General features: G+C 37.9%; 15 protein-coding genes and 1 other annotated feature. Of the genes, 1 reads left to right on the top strand and 14 read right to left on the bottom strand.

Annotation, left to right across the window (positions count from 1 at the left end; translation table 11 throughout):
• Nucleotides 1-21: 21 nt before the first annotated feature.
• The 6 genes from NIZ91_18080 to NIZ91_18105 all read right to left on the bottom strand — a co-directional run bounded on the left by NIZ91_18080 (nucleotide 22) and on the right by NIZ91_18105 (nucleotide 8,128).
• Nucleotides 22-1,038, bottom strand: coding sequence for an SPOR domain-containing protein (locus NIZ91_18080; GenBank protein USY54621.1), 1,017 nt, complete (start codon nucleotides 1,036-1,038; stop codon nucleotides 22-24).
• A 548-nt stretch (nucleotides 1,039-1,586) separates the two neighbouring features.
• Nucleotides 1,587-2,339 (bottom strand): prepilin peptidase, encoded by a 753-nt coding sequence (locus NIZ91_18085; protein USY54622.1) that lies wholly within the window; start codon nucleotides 2,337-2,339, stop codon nucleotides 1,587-1,589.
• A complete protein-coding gene (locus NIZ91_18090; GenBank protein ID USY57221.1) occupies nucleotides 2,336-2,809 on the bottom strand; it encodes a prepilin-type N-terminal cleavage/methylation domain-containing protein in 474 nt (157 codons plus the stop codon). The genes NIZ91_18085 and NIZ91_18090 overlap by 4 nt, the downstream gene beginning before the upstream one ends.
• A 549-nt stretch (nucleotides 2,810-3,358) precedes the next feature.
• Entirely contained in the window at nucleotides 3,359-3,916 is a 558-nt protein-coding gene (locus NIZ91_18095; protein ID USY54623.1) for a DUF420 domain-containing protein, read from the bottom strand.
• A gap of 137 nt (nucleotides 3,917-4,053) precedes the next feature.
• Complete coding sequence (locus tag NIZ91_18100) at nucleotides 4,054-5,355, bottom strand: bifunctional folylpolyglutamate synthase/dihydrofolate synthase (GenBank protein USY54624.1); 1,302 nt, start codon at nucleotides 5,353-5,355, stop codon at nucleotides 4,054-4,056.
• 127 nt (nucleotides 5,356-5,482) lie between these two features.
• Nucleotides 5,483-8,128, bottom strand: coding sequence for a valine--tRNA ligase (locus NIZ91_18105; protein ID USY54625.1), 2,646 nt, complete (start codon nucleotides 8,126-8,128; stop codon nucleotides 5,483-5,485).
• Nucleotides 8,129-8,210: 82 nt separating this feature from the next.
• Nucleotides 8,211-8,454: a binding site (T-box leader), on the bottom strand.
• A 180-nt stretch (nucleotides 8,455-8,634) separates the two neighbouring features.
• On the opposite strand from NIZ91_18105, the gene NIZ91_18110 reads away from it, so the two are divergent.
• Entirely contained in the window at nucleotides 8,635-8,838 is a 204-nt protein-coding gene (locus NIZ91_18110) for a hypothetical protein (GenBank protein USY54626.1), read from the top strand.
• 14 nt (nucleotides 8,839-8,852) lie between these two features.
• Here NIZ91_18110 and ysxE read toward each other — a convergent pair whose 3' ends face one another.
• From ysxE to hemA, 8 genes are all read right to left on the bottom strand, one after another.
• The gene (gene ysxE / locus NIZ91_18115; GenBank protein ID USY54627.1) at nucleotides 8,853-9,902 is read right to left on the bottom strand and encodes a spore coat protein YsxE; all 1,050 of its coding nucleotides are present in this window, start codon (nucleotides 9,900-9,902) and stop codon (nucleotides 8,853-8,855) included.
• 101 nt (nucleotides 9,903-10,003) lie between these two features.
• Nucleotides 10,004-11,176 carry a stage VI sporulation protein D gene (gene spoVID, locus NIZ91_18120; GenBank protein ID USY54628.1) on the bottom strand — a complete coding sequence of 391 codons (1,173 nt, stop codon included), beginning with the start codon at nucleotides 11,174-11,176 and terminating at the stop codon, nucleotides 10,004-10,006.
• Between the two features lie 121 nt (nucleotides 11,177-11,297).
• Complete coding sequence (hemL, locus tag NIZ91_18125; GenBank protein USY54629.1) at nucleotides 11,298-12,587, bottom strand: glutamate-1-semialdehyde 2,1-aminomutase; 1,290 nt, start codon at nucleotides 12,585-12,587, stop codon at nucleotides 11,298-11,300.
• Between the two features lie 16 nt (nucleotides 12,588-12,603).
• The gene (gene hemB, locus NIZ91_18130; GenBank protein USY54630.1) at nucleotides 12,604-13,584 is read right to left on the bottom strand and encodes a porphobilinogen synthase; all 981 of its coding nucleotides are present in this window, start codon (nucleotides 13,582-13,584) and stop codon (nucleotides 12,604-12,606) included.
• 13 nt (nucleotides 13,585-13,597) lie between these two features.
• Nucleotides 13,598-14,383 carry a uroporphyrinogen-III synthase gene (locus NIZ91_18135; protein USY54631.1) on the bottom strand — a complete coding sequence of 262 codons (786 nt, stop codon included), beginning with the start codon at nucleotides 14,381-14,383 and terminating at the stop codon, nucleotides 13,598-13,600.
• Nucleotides 14,383-15,315 carry a hydroxymethylbilane synthase gene (gene hemC / locus NIZ91_18140; GenBank protein USY54632.1) on the bottom strand — a complete coding sequence of 311 codons (933 nt, stop codon included), beginning with the start codon at nucleotides 15,313-15,315 and terminating at the stop codon, nucleotides 14,383-14,385. Before hemC ends, NIZ91_18135 begins: the two co-directional genes overlap by 1 nt.
• 15 nt (nucleotides 15,316-15,330) lie before the next feature.
• Nucleotides 15,331-16,164, bottom strand: coding sequence for a cytochrome c biogenesis protein (locus NIZ91_18145; GenBank protein USY54633.1), 834 nt, complete (start codon nucleotides 16,162-16,164; stop codon nucleotides 15,331-15,333).
• Nucleotides 16,165-16,177: 13 nt separating this feature from the next.
• The gene (gene hemA, locus NIZ91_18150; protein ID USY54634.1) at nucleotides 16,178-17,518 is read right to left on the bottom strand and encodes a glutamyl-tRNA reductase; all 1,341 of its coding nucleotides are present in this window, start codon (nucleotides 17,516-17,518) and stop codon (nucleotides 16,178-16,180) included.
• Nucleotides 17,519-17,699 lie beyond the last annotated feature (181 nt).

Genomic DNA, 17,699 nt, shown 5'->3' on the forward strand with positions numbered 1-17,699 from the left:
CAGGTAGCGAGGCCACCTGACTTACTTCTTAATGATTTGCTGATACTGAACAAGAGACGTTAGCAAATACTTAGTCGCTTCATCACTATCGCTTTTTTTACTTGATTGATTAAATGATTCAAGTGAAGAAACCGATTGTTCCAATGTTTTAATTAACTTTCCTATCTCTTTATTATCCGTTTGCTCTTGGATTTTATCCAGTTCTTTCTTGACCTCGCTTACGCTTGATACTTTGTTTCCTTCCGCTGCTTTTCCTACTTGATCCATTACGTTAGCCATAAATGGTTGTAGAGTTGACATTACTTTTTCGTCACTTTCTGCCAGCTGAGCAGCACCTTTCATCTCGTATGATTTTACATAGGCATCTTCACTACTTTTTTTATAGGTATCCCTCAGCTCTTTTGCTTTTGATTCACTTGTGCTAGCTCCTATGACAATGGTGTAAGTATTATCTTTTCCAAAAACAACGCTTTCGCCACTTAGGTTTTCTTTTGCTTTATTCGCTGCTTCTTTTGAAGAAAAAACACCTGCTTGTACAATATAGATTTGGAATGCATCAACCGTTGCTTTTGCTGAAGACTTTGCGTTTTCTTTTGGTTCTTTTTTAACCGCACTTGTTTGTTCCGGCTGATTAGTCACTTCAGAATTAACCGCAACTGCCGATGGAGTTTTACTGACCGGAGTGGGCTGCTTATCATTGGTAATCGTATTTAAGCCAAACATGCCAAATCCTACGCCGACGGTAACTGCTAATCCTACAATGACAATGAATTTCCTCACTGCTGAGAACGATGATTTATTGATGGTTATTTTACCTACGGGCTCTTTGGGCTCTTTGGGCTCTTTGGACTTTTTGGGCTGCTTTTTCTTTTCGTTGCGCACTTCTTCAATTGAAACGACTTTGCGCTCAGACATCTCGATTTTTTCTGGAAGAACCCATACTACGTCTTCTTCCTTTTCCTTAGGTGCAGTCGTATCTTGTATATTCTTTTGTTTACCATTAATTTTGACCGTAACTTTTGGATTTTGCTTGTCCACTTTTTCACCACCCTTTGCTGCCTAACACATACACTTTTTACCATGCTATCATAGACGATAAAAAAAATAACAAGACATTTGTCGTCTTGTTATAAAAGGTTTCGCTATTTTATTACAGAATTTTTAATTTTGTCGACCACCAGTTAAGGTGGTAAAGATCCTAATGTCTCTTCTTATACAAGTAATCCCATATCATATTTTAACAATTGAACTAAATCTATATACCTATAAATACTAAGGAGATCACAATCATAAAAACAACAAGAACATCCAGGACTTTAGTTATACTTCCCTCGTGTTTGATTTTGTTTATAAACTTTTATTATGTCGATTAATGGAGTTTTATTACGCAAATTTGCTAATTAAGGATAACAGAATATTGGTGAAGATTACTTGTTCTATAGAGGAAATGGGATGTGGTCTAATAGTCACTAAATCTAACTATTTAAGTTTGGGTATGATAGCTTGCTAACTAGATATTTTCAAGAAACATTTATTTGAGCTTTCACATATTATTTCTAATTGATGAGGTGTAATAAGAAGCTTCTTCATATGTTAAATACATATGTAAAGTACCAGTTGATAAGAACATCTCCATAATAATATGCAACAAGCGTTCCTGTTGCGATTGAAGGGCCGAATGGAATTGGCTTTCCACGTTGAACTTTCCCTATTGCCATACCAAGTAACCCAACGCTTGTACCAACTAATGCAGCCAAAAAGAAAGAAAGGACAATAAGCTTACAACCAAGAATTAAACCAAGAACTCCGTACAACTTAATATCACCTCCTCCCATTCCACCTTTGCTCATTAAGCTTATTAAAAGCAAAAGAGTAAACCCTACAAAACCGCCTAAGAACATATCCCACCACGGTGTAAGAGGAATAAAGAGTCGTTGGATAATTACAAATGGTAAAAAGAACAAAAGCACCTTGTTAGGAATAAGCATGTATGATAAATCGGAGACTACAATAATTATCAACAACGATATGAGCGTACATGCGACAATAACTTCTAACTGAAAGCCATATAATTGAAAAGATAAAACAAACAAAATACCTGTTAAAAACTCTATAATTGGATACTTAATTGGGATAGCTGTACTACAGTGTCGGCACTTCCCTATTTGCACTATATAAGACAGCACTGGCAGAAGCTCTCGAGTTGTCAAAACATGTTGACATTTAGGACAGCTCGATCGTGGCTTGACGATAGATTTTCCAATGGGGATTCGTAAACCTACCACGTTATAAAAAGACCCTAAAACAAGACCTATTGTGAAAATATAAAGCATAGTCATTGTTTATAAGTTCTCTCATTGTTTTCAGAAGTACGTGATGGATTTACTGCTATAGTAACCTTACTACTATGTTTTGACTGTATATCCTTAATAGTAGCTCTATTAAAAGTAATAATTTTCTTACCTGCTACGCCAAACCCTTCTATTGCGTAAGTTTCTCCATTGTAAATCACTTCTTTAAGTTCTAAATTTAAACTTTCCAATTCTACATATGGCTTTAATTGCTTTTTGGTGATTTTTATGTCTTCATCATGATCTTTAAAATCATTAGATACAATGTAAGCTTGAGCGGTTCTTAATACTTTAAGAGCATCAGACTTAACCGCATCCTCACGAGACTTTTGAATCATTCCACCGATACTTGGAATGGCAATTGCTGCGATAATTCCAAGTATAACGATTACACCTAATAGTTCAATGAGAGTTAATGCTTTTTCATTCCCCAAGACTTTTTTAATCAATTTTTCCACTCCTTTCCAATTGTACATTTTGCATATACCTATTATTTGATGTAAGAGTGATGCTAATGAAAATTGAGCTTATTATTCTTACAATACATCCTGTTCTCTAAGCTGTTAAATATGTAAAGGACCAATGAATAGCATTTGCTAACTACTGATTCTTTATAACTATATAATAGCTGTACACTCATCCAAAATTCATAAAAAGTTACATATTCAATTAATCCAAACTACCAATTTATAGGCAATTAAACTTACCTTTATTATACATTGGTTTAAAGAATATAAAAGTGATTTCATCGTAAACCTAGATAATTGAACTCTTGTATTAAACCTGTTTTTATAATGAATACTAGCTCTATAATTGTGTTTAATGATGCATTTTTTTATTAAGCCCTCAGAGCCAACAGTCTCATACTAAAAAATAGAAATTTAAATCTATTAAGATAAACCTTTAGTTTTATATCCATTTTAATGATTCACTGCTTGTTCAATCCACTTTCGAAACCCTTATAAAGTATTGAAATAAAAAAACCTTTTCCAATTGGAAAAGGTTTTTTAATAATAAGGTGCCATAAACAAGTATACAAGTACACCTGTAAAACTTACATAAAGCCAAATAGGCATTGTCCAGCGAACAATTTTTTTATGTTTATTTACTTGCATTGTCCAGCCCCAAACCGTTGAAAACAGTGCAAGTGGAACAACTACGGCCGCTAAGAAGCTATGAGTAATTAAAATAAAGAAATAGATTGGGCGAATAATCCCTTCCCCATCAAAAGTTGCTGTTTCCGTTGACATATAGTGAAATGTCAAATAAAAAACAAGAAACAAGAGAGTTGAAGAAAATGCCGCTAAAATAAACCCTTTATGAGCTTTAATGTTTTTCTTTAAAATTGATACTAATGCCGCTACAAGAAAGATAAAAGTAAAACTGTTTAATATTGCATTTAATCGCGGAAAGATTGTTAGGTCAAAGTGAACCTCTCCTTGATAACCGATTGGTGAAAAGAACAGTGCTAAGATAATTGCATTTGCAATTAATGAAACCGTTAAGATAATGCCCGTGTAATTTTTATTACTAGTCGGCACTATTTTCTCATTTTCCTTACTCATTTTCACAATCTCCTTACGTTTAGATTCATGTCAATTATATATCAGTTTTCCCATTGATTAAAGTGACAATACTTTGAACAGCTAAAAGCCATCCTGCTTTAAATTATAGTATTCATTCCCCCGCCCACCCTTTGCTTTTATGAGTGAAGTAAAAATGATCGAACTTCTGAAATAAAGTAAAGCGAACCTGTAATGATGATTAAGTTATTCGGTTTAGCATGACTTAAAAGAGCTTGTTCAATTGCTTCTTGCCATTCTTCGTTCACTTTTTTATTAGGATGCTTGCTGAGCTCATATAGTTCTTGGCCTGTTCTCGCTCTTGGAAAATCAAATGATGTAAAGGTAATGCTCTCAGCTATATCTTCCAAACTTGCCACCATTTCCTCCGCACTCTTATCATTTAAGCAGCTGAAAATGATATGAATCCGTTTGTTTTCATAATGAAGACGCAGCGTACTCAATAGGCTGTCTACGCCTTCTTGATTATGGGCACCATCAATAATTACTAATGGAGAATCACTAATTTTTTCAAAGCGTCCGCTCCACCGTGCTTTTTTTAAACCTTCTGCTAGCTGAGCATAAGAAAGTTTTAGCTCTCCTTTTTGATGTAGAATCTCTAAAGCTCGAATCGCTAAGGTTGCGTTTTTCACTTGATGATAGCCAAACATGCCAAGTTCAAGATTTTCATAAGTATGAACAGGTGTTTGTAATGTAAAGGCTTCGCCATTTTCTAAAACCTTGTAACTTTCAATTGTAAAGTCCCTGCCCAAACGATCTAGCGACGCCTCATGGTCACGAGCGATGCTTTCAATTACTTCTATCGCTTCTTTTTGTTCTACACCGGTCACTAAAGGTACTGCTGACTTAATGATTCCTGCTTTTTCAAAAGCAATCTTATCTACCGTATTCCCTAATACAGCCATGTGATCAAACCCAATATTCGTAATAATCGTTAACAGTGGTTCAACGACATTTGTTGAGTCATACCGACCACCAAGTCCAGCTTCAACAAGAACATAATCAACGTCTTTATGATAGCCAAAATATAAAAAGAACATCAACGTAATGACTTCAAACTCAGTCGCAGCGCCAAATTCTGTCTCTTCTACCCTTTCTACAACTGCTTTAACTTCTTGTACAAGGCGAAGCATGTCTTCATCTGAAATTGGCGTGCCATTTATGCTGATTCGTTCATTAAACGTTTCAATATAGGGAGAAGTAAATGTTCCCACATTATAACCTGCTTCTTGAAGCATATGGCGCATATACGTAACAGTTGAGCCTTTTCCATTCGTGCCCGCAATATGAATAGCTTTTATATTTTGATGGGGATAATCAAGTTGTTCAAGCATCCAGTTCATTCGCTCTAAGCCTGGCTTTATGCCAAAGCGTAAGCGATTATGTATCCATTGTAAGGCCTCATCATATGTTTGTATCATGGCGTTCACCTTTCTTTTTGTATTATGATTATTATAGCGAATGCAACAGTAAAAATCGAATGAACTTCCAATTTTGGTTCCATTATGTATACAAAAAGCGCTGCTTCATAAGCAGCGCTTTTTTTTATTATTCCCCGCGCAATTCGACAATACGCGCTTGAACAGCTTCACGCTTTTCAACATAATCCTGTTCTTTTTGGCGCTCTTCTTCTACTACCTTTGCAGGTGCCTTCGCGATGAAACCTTGATTTCCAAGTTTCTTTTGAACACGTTCCACTTCTTTATTCAGCTTATCGTATTCTTTTTCAAGGCGCGCAATTTCCTCTTCAATATTAATTAACCCTTCAAGAGGTAGGATCAATTCAGCTCCTGTTACAACAGCTGTCATTGCTTTTTCGTCTAAAGAGATTTCCGTAGAAATTGCAAGCTCACTTGGATTACAGAATTTCTCGATGTATGCACGGTTCTTTTCAAGCTGGGCTTGAATCGTTTTATCTTTTGCTTTAATGAATAAGCGTACTTGCTTGCTCATTGGCGTATTTACTTCCGCACGAATATTACGTACTGAACGAATGATATCTACAAGTAAACGCATTTCATTTGCCGCTTCTTTGTTTGTTAGCTCTGGACGTACTTCTGGCCATTTCGCTACCGTAATTGATTCGCCTTCATGCGGCAAACTTTGCCAAATTTCCTCGGTAATAAACGGCATAAATGGATGTAAAAGTCGCATTGTGTTATCTAACACATACGCTAAGATGGAACGAGTTGTTTTCTTAGCAGCTTCGTCTTCTCCATATAAAGGTAGCTTTGCCATTTCGATATACCAGTCACAGAAGTCGTCCCAGATGAAGTTATAAAGCACGCGCCCTACTTCACCAAACTCATACTTATCAGCTAGCTTCGTCACGCTTTCAATTGTTTCATTTAAGCGTGTTAAGATCCACTCATCTGCTACTGATTTCTCGCCTGACATATCAAGCTCTTCAAACGTAATGCCATCCATATTCATTAATGCAAAGCGAGATGCATTCCAAATCTTATTGGCAAAGTTCCAAGTTGCTTCAACCTTTTCAAAGCTAAAACGTAAATCTTGCCCCGGTGAACTTCCTGTTGATAAGAAATAGCGAAGTGAATCGGCACCGTACTTCTCAATTACTTCCATCGGATCTACACCGTTTCCAAGAGATTTACTCATCTTACGTCCTTGCTCGTCGCGTACAAGTCCGTGAATTAATACATCGTCAAATGGACGCTTACCTGTAAATTCAAGACCTTGGAAAATCATGCGAGATACCCAGAAAAAGATGATGTCATAACCCGTTACAAGCGCATTTGTTGGATAATAACGCTGGAAGTCAATTGATTCCACATCTGGCCAACCCATCGTTGAAAATGGCCATAAAGCTGAGCTGAACCACGTATCAAGTACATCTGAATCTTGCTCCCAGTTTTCAATATCTGCTGGAGGCTCATGATCAACGTGCACTTCTCCAGTTTCTTTATGATACCAAGCCGGAATACGGTGTCCCCACCATAGTTGACGTGAAATACACCAATCACGAATATTTTCCATCCAATGCAGGTACGTCTTTTCAAAACGATCTGGAACGAACTGAACCTTTTCTTCTCCCTTTTGAAGGTCAACTGCTTGATCAGCTAGGGGTTGCATTTTCACAAACCACTGAGTTGATAAATAAGGCTCTACAACTGCTCCACTACGTTCACTATGACCTACAGAGTGCATGTGATCTTCAATTTCAAATAAAATACCATCTTCTTGTAAGTCTTTTACGATTTGTTTACGGCATTCAAAGCGATCCATACCTTCATATTTTCCTGCTTTGTCGTTCATTGTACCGTCTTGATTCATCACAAGAATGCGCTCTAAGTTATGGCGGTTCCCGATTTCAAAGTCGTTTGGATCATGAGCAGGTGTAATCTTAACAGCACCTGAACCAAATTCCATATCTACATAATCATCACCAACGATAGGGATTTCACGACCTACAATTGGAAGCTTCACTGTTTTACCAATTAAATGTTTATAGCGTTCATCTTCAGGATGAACAGCGACTGCTGTATCACCTAGCATTGTTTCTGGACGAGTTGTTGCAATTTCAATATGTCCAGAACCGTCCGCAAGCGGATAGCGCATATGATAAAATGCACCTTGCACATCTTTATAAATAACCTCAATATCAGAGAGAGCTGTTTTTGTTGCTGGATCCCAGTTAATAATATATTCCCCGCGATAAATTAAGCCTTTTTTATATAGCTTAACAAATACTTCACGAACGGCTTTTGACAAGCCTTCATCTAACGTAAAGCGCTCACGAGAATAATCTAAACCAAGACCTAGCTTGGACCACTGTTGACGAATGAAGCTAGCATATTCTTCTTTCCACTTCCACGTTTCTTCTACAAACTTTTCGCGTCCTAAATCATAACGACTTTTTCCTTCTTGACGAAGCTTTTCTTCTACTTTTGCCTGTGTAGCAATACCAGCATGATCCATCCCAGGTAACCATAGAACATCATAGCCCTGCATACGCTTCATACGCGTTAAAATATCTTGTAACGTTGTATCCCAAGCGTGCCCTAGGTGTAGCTTACCCGTTACGTTTGGGGGTGGAATTACGATTGTATAAGGCTCTTTTTCAGCATCGTTTGTGGCTTCAAAAAACTTACCATCCAACCAATATTGATAGCGATTTTCTTCAACGGATTTTGGATCATACTTCGTTGAAAGCTTTACTTCTTGTTCTGACATACTCTGTACCTCCATGTATGATTTCTTATATAGCTTTCAATATATGAAAGCTCGAATGAACATAAAAAAACTCCTTCTTCCATAAAAGGACGAAAGGAGTTGATTTCGCGGTACCACCTTTTTTTATAGACTTCTCCCGTAAAGACGTCTATACACTTCATTTCATAACGGTTTATTAACCGGTTTTTTCTACTTAGACCATAGTCTGTTCAAAAAAACTACTCATAGGCGACCTTCCAAATAAGCCTTCCTAAGAAATCTTTCAGCTATTGATTTCTCTCTCTAAAGGTGCTTTAGTTTGTACTCTTCCTACTCACTGTATGTTCATATGATTTTCTCTTAATTATACTATATGAAAAAATATGAAGTCGTCAATAATCTTCTCCATTTTTTTCTGATTCTATTCACAAACGCCCCGGATCTTACCAAAAAAACTGAACACCTAGCGCCCATGATTCATACATTATTATGTAACGGTCTGCAGGTAGGAAAGGAGCCTATGGAATATGAGAAAACGAACCAACTTACAGTTTAACTCTTATCAAATACAGCGCTGGTTTAAAACAGTTGGAGCAGCGTGTGCACAATTTATTATTCCCCTCACGATTATTCAAGGAATTCGAACGCTTTTTTTCCCCACCACGTTCGACGTTTTCCTTCTTGCCATTTTTGCACTCATCACCATTGCACTCTATTTAGAATGGATGTAAAAAACCCAATCGAATCAATCAGTCGATTGGGCATTAGCAGCCGCTTCTGCTGCTATTTTTTTCTGTTGGTCTACTTCAAAGATTTTAATGTTGACTTGCTCAATATTTTTTGTCAGCCAGTATGCTCGAATCAATGATTGCATATGTTCCAGCTCTGTTTTATAGCGCTGATGGCGATACTGCATGATGCACTGATATAAAGGTTCTGGAAAAGCAAGATAGGAATGCAAAAGTAAACGTTCTTCTTCTCTCAGTGCAAAATGCTTCTCATACGTTGCGAACCACTCATAGCTATCTAAACTCGTTAACGGATATGTGCGTAGCGTTCGTAAATAAAATGAGACAAGATCATGGATGGGTGAGGCTTCACGTGCTTGCTCTAAATTAATAAAAAAGCCGTTACCACGTTCATCGTATAAAAAATGTTTTGCCGACAGCTTTCCATGAATCGTCACAAGTCGTATTTTTTCTTTTTCTTCCATTTCAGTGTTCCATTCATCTAACCGACTAAACCCAAATTCCATAGCCCGCGTCATTTCATAGTAAACTGTACAAAAATGAAGCTCAAAAGGAGACATATACACCTTTTTCTCACATTCCATTACATACTCTTCAAGCTCTTTCTGACGATCTTCCCACGTTGTTTTTAATCCATTATAATGCGTTTCAATGTCTTCCTTTTTGACTTCCACTTCTTTTGAAGAAGTACCATGAAGCTTTGCTAACTCTTGAAATAATTTATGATATCTTATATCTCGTTCGTCGGAAGGGGTATTAGGAAGCCAGGGCATTAAATAATAACCTTTGTTTTGATGCGTTATAACAGGCGAACCTTGTCTGGACTGATAGATAGGGACAAATCCCATCCATCCTTTGTGTTGAAGATCTTGAAGCTTTCTAATAAAATCATGGCTCCTAATTTCAACTTCTTCTACTTCTTTTAAGGCATAGACTCCGCTTTTGGTATAAACTTTTTTGACTTTCCCGTAGTCCTCAATGAAATCAACTTCAAGCTGATACTGTTTCAGCAGTTCATGATAATTAACAGATCCCTGATGGTTCATGTTCACACCTCCTTGTCACTTCATATGCCTTGAACATTTATTTATACACAAAGAAAACAGTTAAGACGTAGCAGAAGTCAAAACTGTTTTCTGTTGCTATTTTAGTTAACAGGAATGTTTAGAATACTTCCTTCTTCTAACTCTTGCTCGTCTTCTAAATCATTTACTCTTAAAAGACTCTGTACATTTGTATCATAGCGTTCGGCAATTGTATCAAGTGAGTCTCCGCTTTGGACAATACACAGCCGCCACGTCGCTTGTTTCTCTTCCTCACGAGAAAATAGCTTTGTTAAATACAGCGCATTTTCCGCACGGTTTGAAGCCGATTCTTCTTCTTTTCGAAACTCTACTACAATTTCATTTTCTTCCTGTTCTTTTTCCTCATAATGTGCTGTTTCTGTCTCTTCTTCGCTCCAGCTAGACGCATCTTCACGTGCTTGAAACAGCTCAATCACATTATCTTCCCGCTCTTCTTGAACTTCTTCTTTTTTCACTTCTACTTCAAATGGTTCATACACATCTTCTTCATATTTGACTAACGTTTCTTTTGGTTCTTCAGTACGAAAAACAGATGAAAAATAGTTTTGAACTTCAGCTTCTTTTTCAATTTCCTTTACGTCCACTTCTTCCTCGATAGAAGCGTTTCGATAAGAAACTTCAAGCTCTTCTTCCTGTTTCGCTTCTTCTCCAACGGAAGTGTTACGATAAGAAACTTCAAGCTCTTCCTTTTCTTCCACTTCTTCAACAACATTGTTGCGCTGAGAAGCTTCAAGCTCTTCTTCATATTCTACTTCTGGCTCTTCAATCTCTATCCAATCTTCTTCCTCTTCTCTTACGTGGCTTTGCTGTTCTCCATAAAGACCCGTAATCGATAAATCTGCCATTAGCTGTAGACAATCCGATTCTGGTAACTCATAATCAAATAGATCGATGGACACGTAAACATCTTCCATATTCTGAATACGATTTTTAGGAATCGTAATGTCAACAGGAAAGGCATGTGATAGCTCAGCTATACCATCTTCTCTAACAAGCACTGATTCAACGTGCTTTTCGTTTGTATATTCGCGCAAAGAGTGTGCTTCCTCTTCTAACGTTTCATATTCACCTGTTAGCAATAAAGCTCCACGAATGGAGACATATTGATCATATTCTTGGATTGCGACTTGAGGCTCTAAGGAGATTGATAAAAGCTGAGACACTTCCTGTCCCTTTTGAAACCATACTGATTCTTCTACTGAAAAACGCAGACCCGATAAATTATCCTGCGACAAATTGCTCTCCCCCTTCCAACACCTTATAAAATAGCGTTGTCATTAAAGATGTATGAAAGTGAAAAATAAAATATGTCTTTAAAAGCAAAAAAGCTTACGTTTATCACGTAAGCTTTTTTGTTTATGAACGAAGTTTAGCAAAGGCTTTTTCAGCAGCTTGGATCGTAAATTCAATATCTGCATCCGTATGAGAAGTTGATAAAAACATACCTTCAAATTGAGAAGGTGGTAAAAAGACTCCTTCATTTGCCATTTCACGATAGTACTTGCTAAAGTATTCAAGATTTGATGTTTTCGCTGTCTCATAATTAATTACTTCTTCGTTTGTGAAGAATAAGCCAATCATTGAACCTGCTCGATTAATTGTGTGAGGCACTTCATATTTTTCCGCAGCTGCTTTTAGCCCTTCTTCAAGGCGATCTGCTTTTCTAGAAAATTCATCATACGACTGTGGCGTTAACTGTGTTAGCGTTTCGTAACCTGCCGTCATTGCAAGTGGGTTTCCAGAAAGGGTACCTGCTTGGTAAATTGGACCACTTGGTGCTACTTGCTCCATAATTTCCGCTTTTCCCCCGTACGCACCAACCGGAAGTCCACCACCAATTACTTTTCCTAAACAAGTTAAGTCAGGCGTTACGTTATAGTATCCTTGCGCGCAGTTATATGCCACGCGGAATCCTGTCATTACTTCATCAAAAATTAACAGTGAACCATAATCTGATGTAATGTCACGAAGCCCTTCTAAAAAACCAGGTTGAGGTGGTACTACTCCCATATTTCCAGCCACCGGCTCAACAATAACACCTGCAATATCTTCACCGAACTGCTCGAACGCATACTTTACACTTTCTAAATCATTATAAGGAACCGTAATCGTATTTTTAGCAATCCCCTCTGGTACACCAGGGCTGTCTGGTAAACCAAGGGTTGCTACACCAGAACCAGCTTTAATTAATAATGAATCACCGTGCCCATGGTAACACCCTTCAAATTTTAAAATTTTATTTCGGTTCGTATAACCACGAGCTAAGCGAAGAGCGCTCATTGTCGCTTCCGTTCCAGAGCTTACCATACGAACAACTTCAATTGAAGGTACGCGTGAAATTACTACTTTCGCCAATTCATTTTCAATTAAAGTAGGAGCACCAAAGCTTGTTCCAGACTCCGTTACTTTCTTAATTGCTTCTACTACACGATCATTTGAATGACCATGAATTAACGGTCCCCAAGATAAGACATAATCTACATATTCATTTCCATCAATATCGTAGATTTTTGCTCCTTTTCCACGTTCCATAAAGATAGGATCCATATCTACAGATTTAAAAGCACGAACTGGGCTATTTACGCCGCCCGGCATTAGTTGCTTTGCTTGAAGAAAGGCTGCTTTTGATTTTTCATAACTTCTCATCGAACAAACACTCCTTTTAGTTATCTTTTAGCCAGCGAACAGCATCTTTTGCATGATACGTAATAATTAAATCTGCTCCAGCACGCTTCATACTTGTAAGCTTTTCTAACACAATCTCTTTTTCATTGACCCATCCATTTTGTGCAGCTGCTTTAATCATGGAATATTCCCCGCTAACGTTATAAGCCACGACAGGTAAGTTAAAATTATTTTTCACATCACGCATAATATCTAAGTAAGACAACGCTGGTTTTACAATTAAAAAGTCTGCGCCTTCCGCTACGTCAGACTCCGCTTCACGAAGAGCTTCCAAGCGATTGGCTGGATCCATTTGATAGGTTTTACGATCTCCAAATTGCGGAGAAGAGTGCGCTGCATCACGGAAAGGACCGTAGAAAGCTGAAGCATATTTTACAGCATAAGACATAACCGGGATATCTTCAAAACCCGCTTCGTCTAAACCGTGACGAATAGCCGCTACAAACCCATCCATCATGTTAGAAGGAGCAATGATATCAGCACCTGCTTTTGCTTGACTAACAGCTGTTCTTGCTAGCAAATCAAGGGTTGGATCATTTAAAACTTTTCCTTCTTCAATAATGCCACAATGCCCATGATCAGTATATTGGCATAAACAAGTGTCTGCAATAACGACTAAGTGAGGGAACTCTTCTTTAATTTGACGAATTGCTTTTTGAACAATTCCATGGTCATGATAAGCTTGGGAACCAACAGCATCTTTTTCAGCTGGTACGCCAAAAACAATAACGGATTGAATACCTAAATCGACAAGCTCCTGCATTTCCCCACTTAATAAATCAAGAGATACTTGCTCTACGCCTGGCATTGATTGAACTGGATTACGCTTATTTCCCCCTTCAATTACAAAGATTGGATAAATAAAGTCTTCTGGCTTTAAATGCGTTTCGCGAACAAGCGCACGCATGCTATCTGAACGTCTTAAACGACGATGACGATTAAATTGTAATAATGTCATAAGAGAATCCTCCTTAATTGTTACCCTTAAAATAATCTACCATTTTCTCTATCATACCATTAATTGTATACTCTTCTGGAACGATGTGCTCAATTTCATATTTCGCAGCGGTTTGAGCCGTAATAGGTCCTATACATACAACCACTTTTTCATTTATAACTGATAGCCAATCTTGCTTTGAATCCATCATATCAACAAAGAAATTAACGGTAGATGAGCTTGTGAACGTAATGATATCCGCTTGCTCCACAGCACGTTGAAGCTCGGTCATAGATGCTTTATTTTGAACCGTCTCATACATCACAAGGTCCGTCACCCTATAACCTTTCTCATCAAGACCTCGTAAAAGAATAGGGCGCGCTAAGTTCCCTCTAACAACAAGTATTTTCTCATGAGGATTGGCCTCTTTCACCAATGCTTCTAGCAACGATTCTGCTACGTATTCTTCAGGAGTTACGTCTGGTTCTACTCCACGTTTTTTGAGAGCTTCACCTGTTTTTTTTCCAACAACAGCAACCTTGCATGATTTTGCTAAGCTACTGTGTATGTTTAATAGATTGAGCCACTGATAGAAAAAGTCGACTCCATTTTGACTTGTAAAGATAATCCACTGATATGTATGAAGCTGTTCAAGTACTCTCTGTATACCCTCACGATTAACTGCTGGTACAAAAGATAAAACAGGCACCGTTAAAGGAATACCACCTAGATTTTGTATTGCAGCAGTGAAACTTTTCGCTTGCTCCGCTTGGCGCGTAATCAACACTCGTTTTAAAAAAAGAGGAGCCTGTTGACTCATTAACTGTCCAGCTCCTCTTTTACACGTTCAATTAATTCTTTAGCTCCATTGGCAGTTAAACGACGTGCAGCTTCCTCTCCAATTTCTACAGGATCCGTACCAGCAAGCGTTTCTTGATAAATTTGTTGGCCATCTGGAGAAGCAACAAGCGCTGTTAATTGTACACGCTTATTCTCTACTACGTGAGCATAGCCTGCAATCGGAACTTGGCAGCCGCCCTCCATGCGTTTTAAAAACACGCGCTCGGCTTGCACTGCTAAGCTTGTTTCCTCATCATTTAACATATGTAGAAGTTCAAGTAACTCCTTGTCATCTGAACGACACTCAATCGCTAAAGCCCCTTGACCAACCGCTGGGACACTTAAGCTAGGATTTAAATACTGCGTCACAGTATTTTTAGACCAACCCATTCGTGATAGACCAGCTGCAGCTAGAATTATTGCGTCATATTCTTCTGTTTGTAATTTGTTTAAACGTGTATCGATATTCCCTCGAATCCATTTAATTTCAATGTCTGAGCGCTTTGCAAGAAGCTGTGCACCACGTCGTAAGCTACTTGTTCCAATAACAGCTCCACTTGGTAGCTCTTCAAACGTTTGTCCTGTCTTTGAAATCAGCACGTCCCGGTGATCTTCACGCAGCGGAATGCAACCAATTGTTAACCCTTCAGGTAAAACAGCAGGCATATCCTTCATGCTGTGAACGGCCATATCAATTTCTTTTGACAGCATTGCTTGTTCAATTTCTTTCACAAATAAGCCTTTTCCGCCTACCTTAGAAAGCGTTACATCTAGAATTTTATCTCCTTTTGTGACAATTTCTTTAATCTCAAACTCAAAAGGAAGACCTTGTTGTTTCAGCTGTTCGATAACCCACTTTGTCTGTGTTAATGCTAGTTTGCTTCGGCGCGAACCGACAATAATTTTCCGCATGTTGTCCTCCTAGTTTTACGACTCCCAAAAATGAAAGTTTGACAAACTTCCAAATAAGAAAAAATTAATCAATAAAATTAAAAATAATGCGATGTTCCAAATAGCAATTGCCCGACCTTGAATCCCTCTTCTCAAACGCACATACAAGTAAGCGCTGTATGCAAGGAGCATAAAAAACGAACCTAATACTTTTGTATCGTACCAATGAAAGTTGACTACTTTAATATACGCCCATATTAACCCAAGCATCAAGGACAACAGCAATAGAGGTACACCAATTAAGATAAGTACGTAAGACAGATAATCCAACTTCGTTAAATCCTCAATGCGCATCAGTCGCTTGTTCCACTTTTTCTTTTTCAACAAATCGTACTGTACAAGATACAAAGCTGAAAAAACAAACGAAATAGAAAAAGCGCCATAAGATAAAATAGCCATGGTGATATGAAAAATTAACAGCTCTGATACCAATCGCTCTGCTTCAACTGACGTTTGTGTCTCCATTGGCGCAAACGTATGAATGGCCATAATCAAAAAGCCGATCGCATTCGTAAAGAACACGACAAAATCAACTCGAAATAAACGGTTGATGACTAATGATAACGTGATGAGCACCCAGGCATAAAAATACAGTCCTTCTGAAATAGTCAAGATTGGAACTCTACCTGTTTCCCACATTCGTAAAAATAAAAAGATTGTTTGTAAAAACCAAACAATAGAAAGTAACCAGAAGGCTACTTTATTCGCCTTCCGGTTATGCTGTACAAAGTCAATAAAATAAAGTAAAACACTGACCGCGTATAAAATCACAATTAACTCATAAATTCTGGTCAACGAGATATCAACCATATCAAAGCCTCACTTACGACTGGTAAGCTACTTGTTGAGGAGTTGCGGGTAGCTCATGATGAGATTCTTTTTGCTTTTGAGCTTCCACTTCTTGTTCAATATTAAAAATCTTCATGAACAATTCTAACGACTCTTCAGCATGCTGCTCTCCAGCCAGTTCTTTTGCATGTAAAATCGGATCTCGCAGCAGTTGATTTATGATACTTTTCGTATGTTTGTTCAGCACTTTTCGTTCACGCTCCGACAAATTCGGAAGCTTACGATTAATGCTTGCCATCGTATCAGCCTGAATGGTTAATGCTTTCTCTCGAAGAGCTGAGATAACAGGCACAACCCCAAGGCGGCCTATCCACATTTTAAAATCAACAATTTCAGCTTCAATCATTAACTCAATCGTTTCAGCAGCTTTTCTGCGTTCTTGTAAATTTGCATCCACAATTCCTTGTAAGTCATCAATATCATATAAAAAGACGCTATCAAGCTCTTCAAGTGCAGGGTCCAAATCCCGTGGAACTGCGATATCAACCATAAAGAGAGGTCGTCCTTTTCGCATACGCTCCACTTGCTTCATCATATCTTTTGATACAACAAACGTATTTGCTCCCGTAGAGCTAATTAAAATATCAGCCTCAATGAGCGCACATTGAAGTTCACTTAGCTGCTTCGCTTGACCAGAAAAGCGCTTAGCAAGTTCTTCTGCTTTTTCAAATGTACGATTAACAACTGTTACTTGTTGAGCACCACTGCCGTATAGGTTTTGTAAAGCAAGCTCGCCCATTTTACCTGCACCTAGAATAAGTACATGCTTTGATGATAGATCACCAAAGATTTTTTTTGCTAGCTCAACTGCAGCGTAGCTCACTGACACAGCATTGGCTCCAATCTCTGTCTCACTATGAGCACGCTTAGCCAATGTAATAGCTTGCTTAAATAGTTGATTGAATACCGTTCCGATTGTTTGATTTTGCTGGGCAAGTAAAAAGCTTGAACGTACCTGTCCAAGAATCTGTGTTTCACCAACAACCATTGAATCTAACCCACAGCTTACTCGATACAAATGCTCAATAGCACCATCATTTTCAGCAATTGTTAAAAAAGGTGAAAACTCGTCTTTATCTAGCTCAAACCACTCTGCCAAAAAGGCTTTTACATAATAACGCCCTGTGTGTAATTGATCCACTACTGCATAGATTTCCGTACGATTACATGTTGACACAATAATGTTTTCTAAGATACTCTTTTGATTGCTTAAAGCTTTCATTGCAGAGCCTAGCTCTTGCTCTTTAAAGCTAAGCTTTTCCCTTATTTCAACAGGGGCTGTTCGATAATTTAAGCCGACTGCTATAATATGCACTTGTACATACCCCCTTCAATAAAAAATTAAATTACTGTCCTTTTGTCTATCTCTATTATAACATGTTTCCCTACTCGTTCTTAAAAAAAATGTGAACAGTCTTTGAAAACATGTGTTAAGATATTAACGATTATCCATAACAAATTGTATCAAAAAAGCAGTGATTTATCACTTTTCCTGT

The sequence above is a fragment of the Bacillus sp. 1780r2a1 genome (assembly GCA_024134725.1).
GTDB classification, from domain to species: domain Bacteria; phylum Bacillota; class Bacilli; order Bacillales; family Bacillaceae_H; genus Priestia; species Priestia aryabhattai_A.

Coding starts and splice junctions, on each gene's coding strand:
- NIZ91_18135 (USY54631.1), bottom strand. CDS start 14,383: ATGAGTCAACAGGCTCCTCTTTTTTTAAAACGAGTGTTGATTACGCGC.
- hemB (USY54630.1), bottom strand. CDS start 13,584: ATGACATTATTACAATTTAATCGTCATCGTCGTTTAAGACGTTCAGAT.
- NIZ91_18145 (USY54633.1), bottom strand. CDS start 16,164: ATGGTTGATATCTCGTTGACCAGAATTTATGAGTTAATTGTGATTTTA.
- NIZ91_18100 (USY54624.1), bottom strand. CDS start 5,355: ATGATACAAACATATGATGAGGCCTTACAATGGATACATAATCGCTTA.
- NIZ91_18110 (USY54626.1), top strand. CDS start 8,635: ATGAGAAAACGAACCAACTTACAGTTTAACTCTTATCAAATACAGCGC.
- NIZ91_18095 (USY54623.1), bottom strand. CDS start 3,916: ATGAGTAAGGAAAATGAGAAAATAGTGCCGACTAGTAATAAAAATTAC.
- hemC (USY54632.1), bottom strand. CDS start 15,315: ATGCGGAAAATTATTGTCGGTTCGCGCCGAAGCAAACTAGCATTAACA.
- NIZ91_18105 (USY54625.1), bottom strand. CDS start 8,128: ATGTCAGAACAAGAAGTAAAGCTTTCAACGAAGTATGATCCAAAATCC.
- ysxE (USY54627.1), bottom strand. CDS start 9,902: ATGAACCATCAGGGATCTGTTAATTATCATGAACTGCTGAAACAGTAT.
- NIZ91_18085 (USY54622.1), bottom strand. CDS start 2,339: ATGACTATGCTTTATATTTTCACAATAGGTCTTGTTTTAGGGTCTTTT.
- hemL (USY54629.1), bottom strand. CDS start 12,587: ATGAGAAGTTATGAAAAATCAAAAGCAGCCTTTCTTCAAGCAAAGCAA.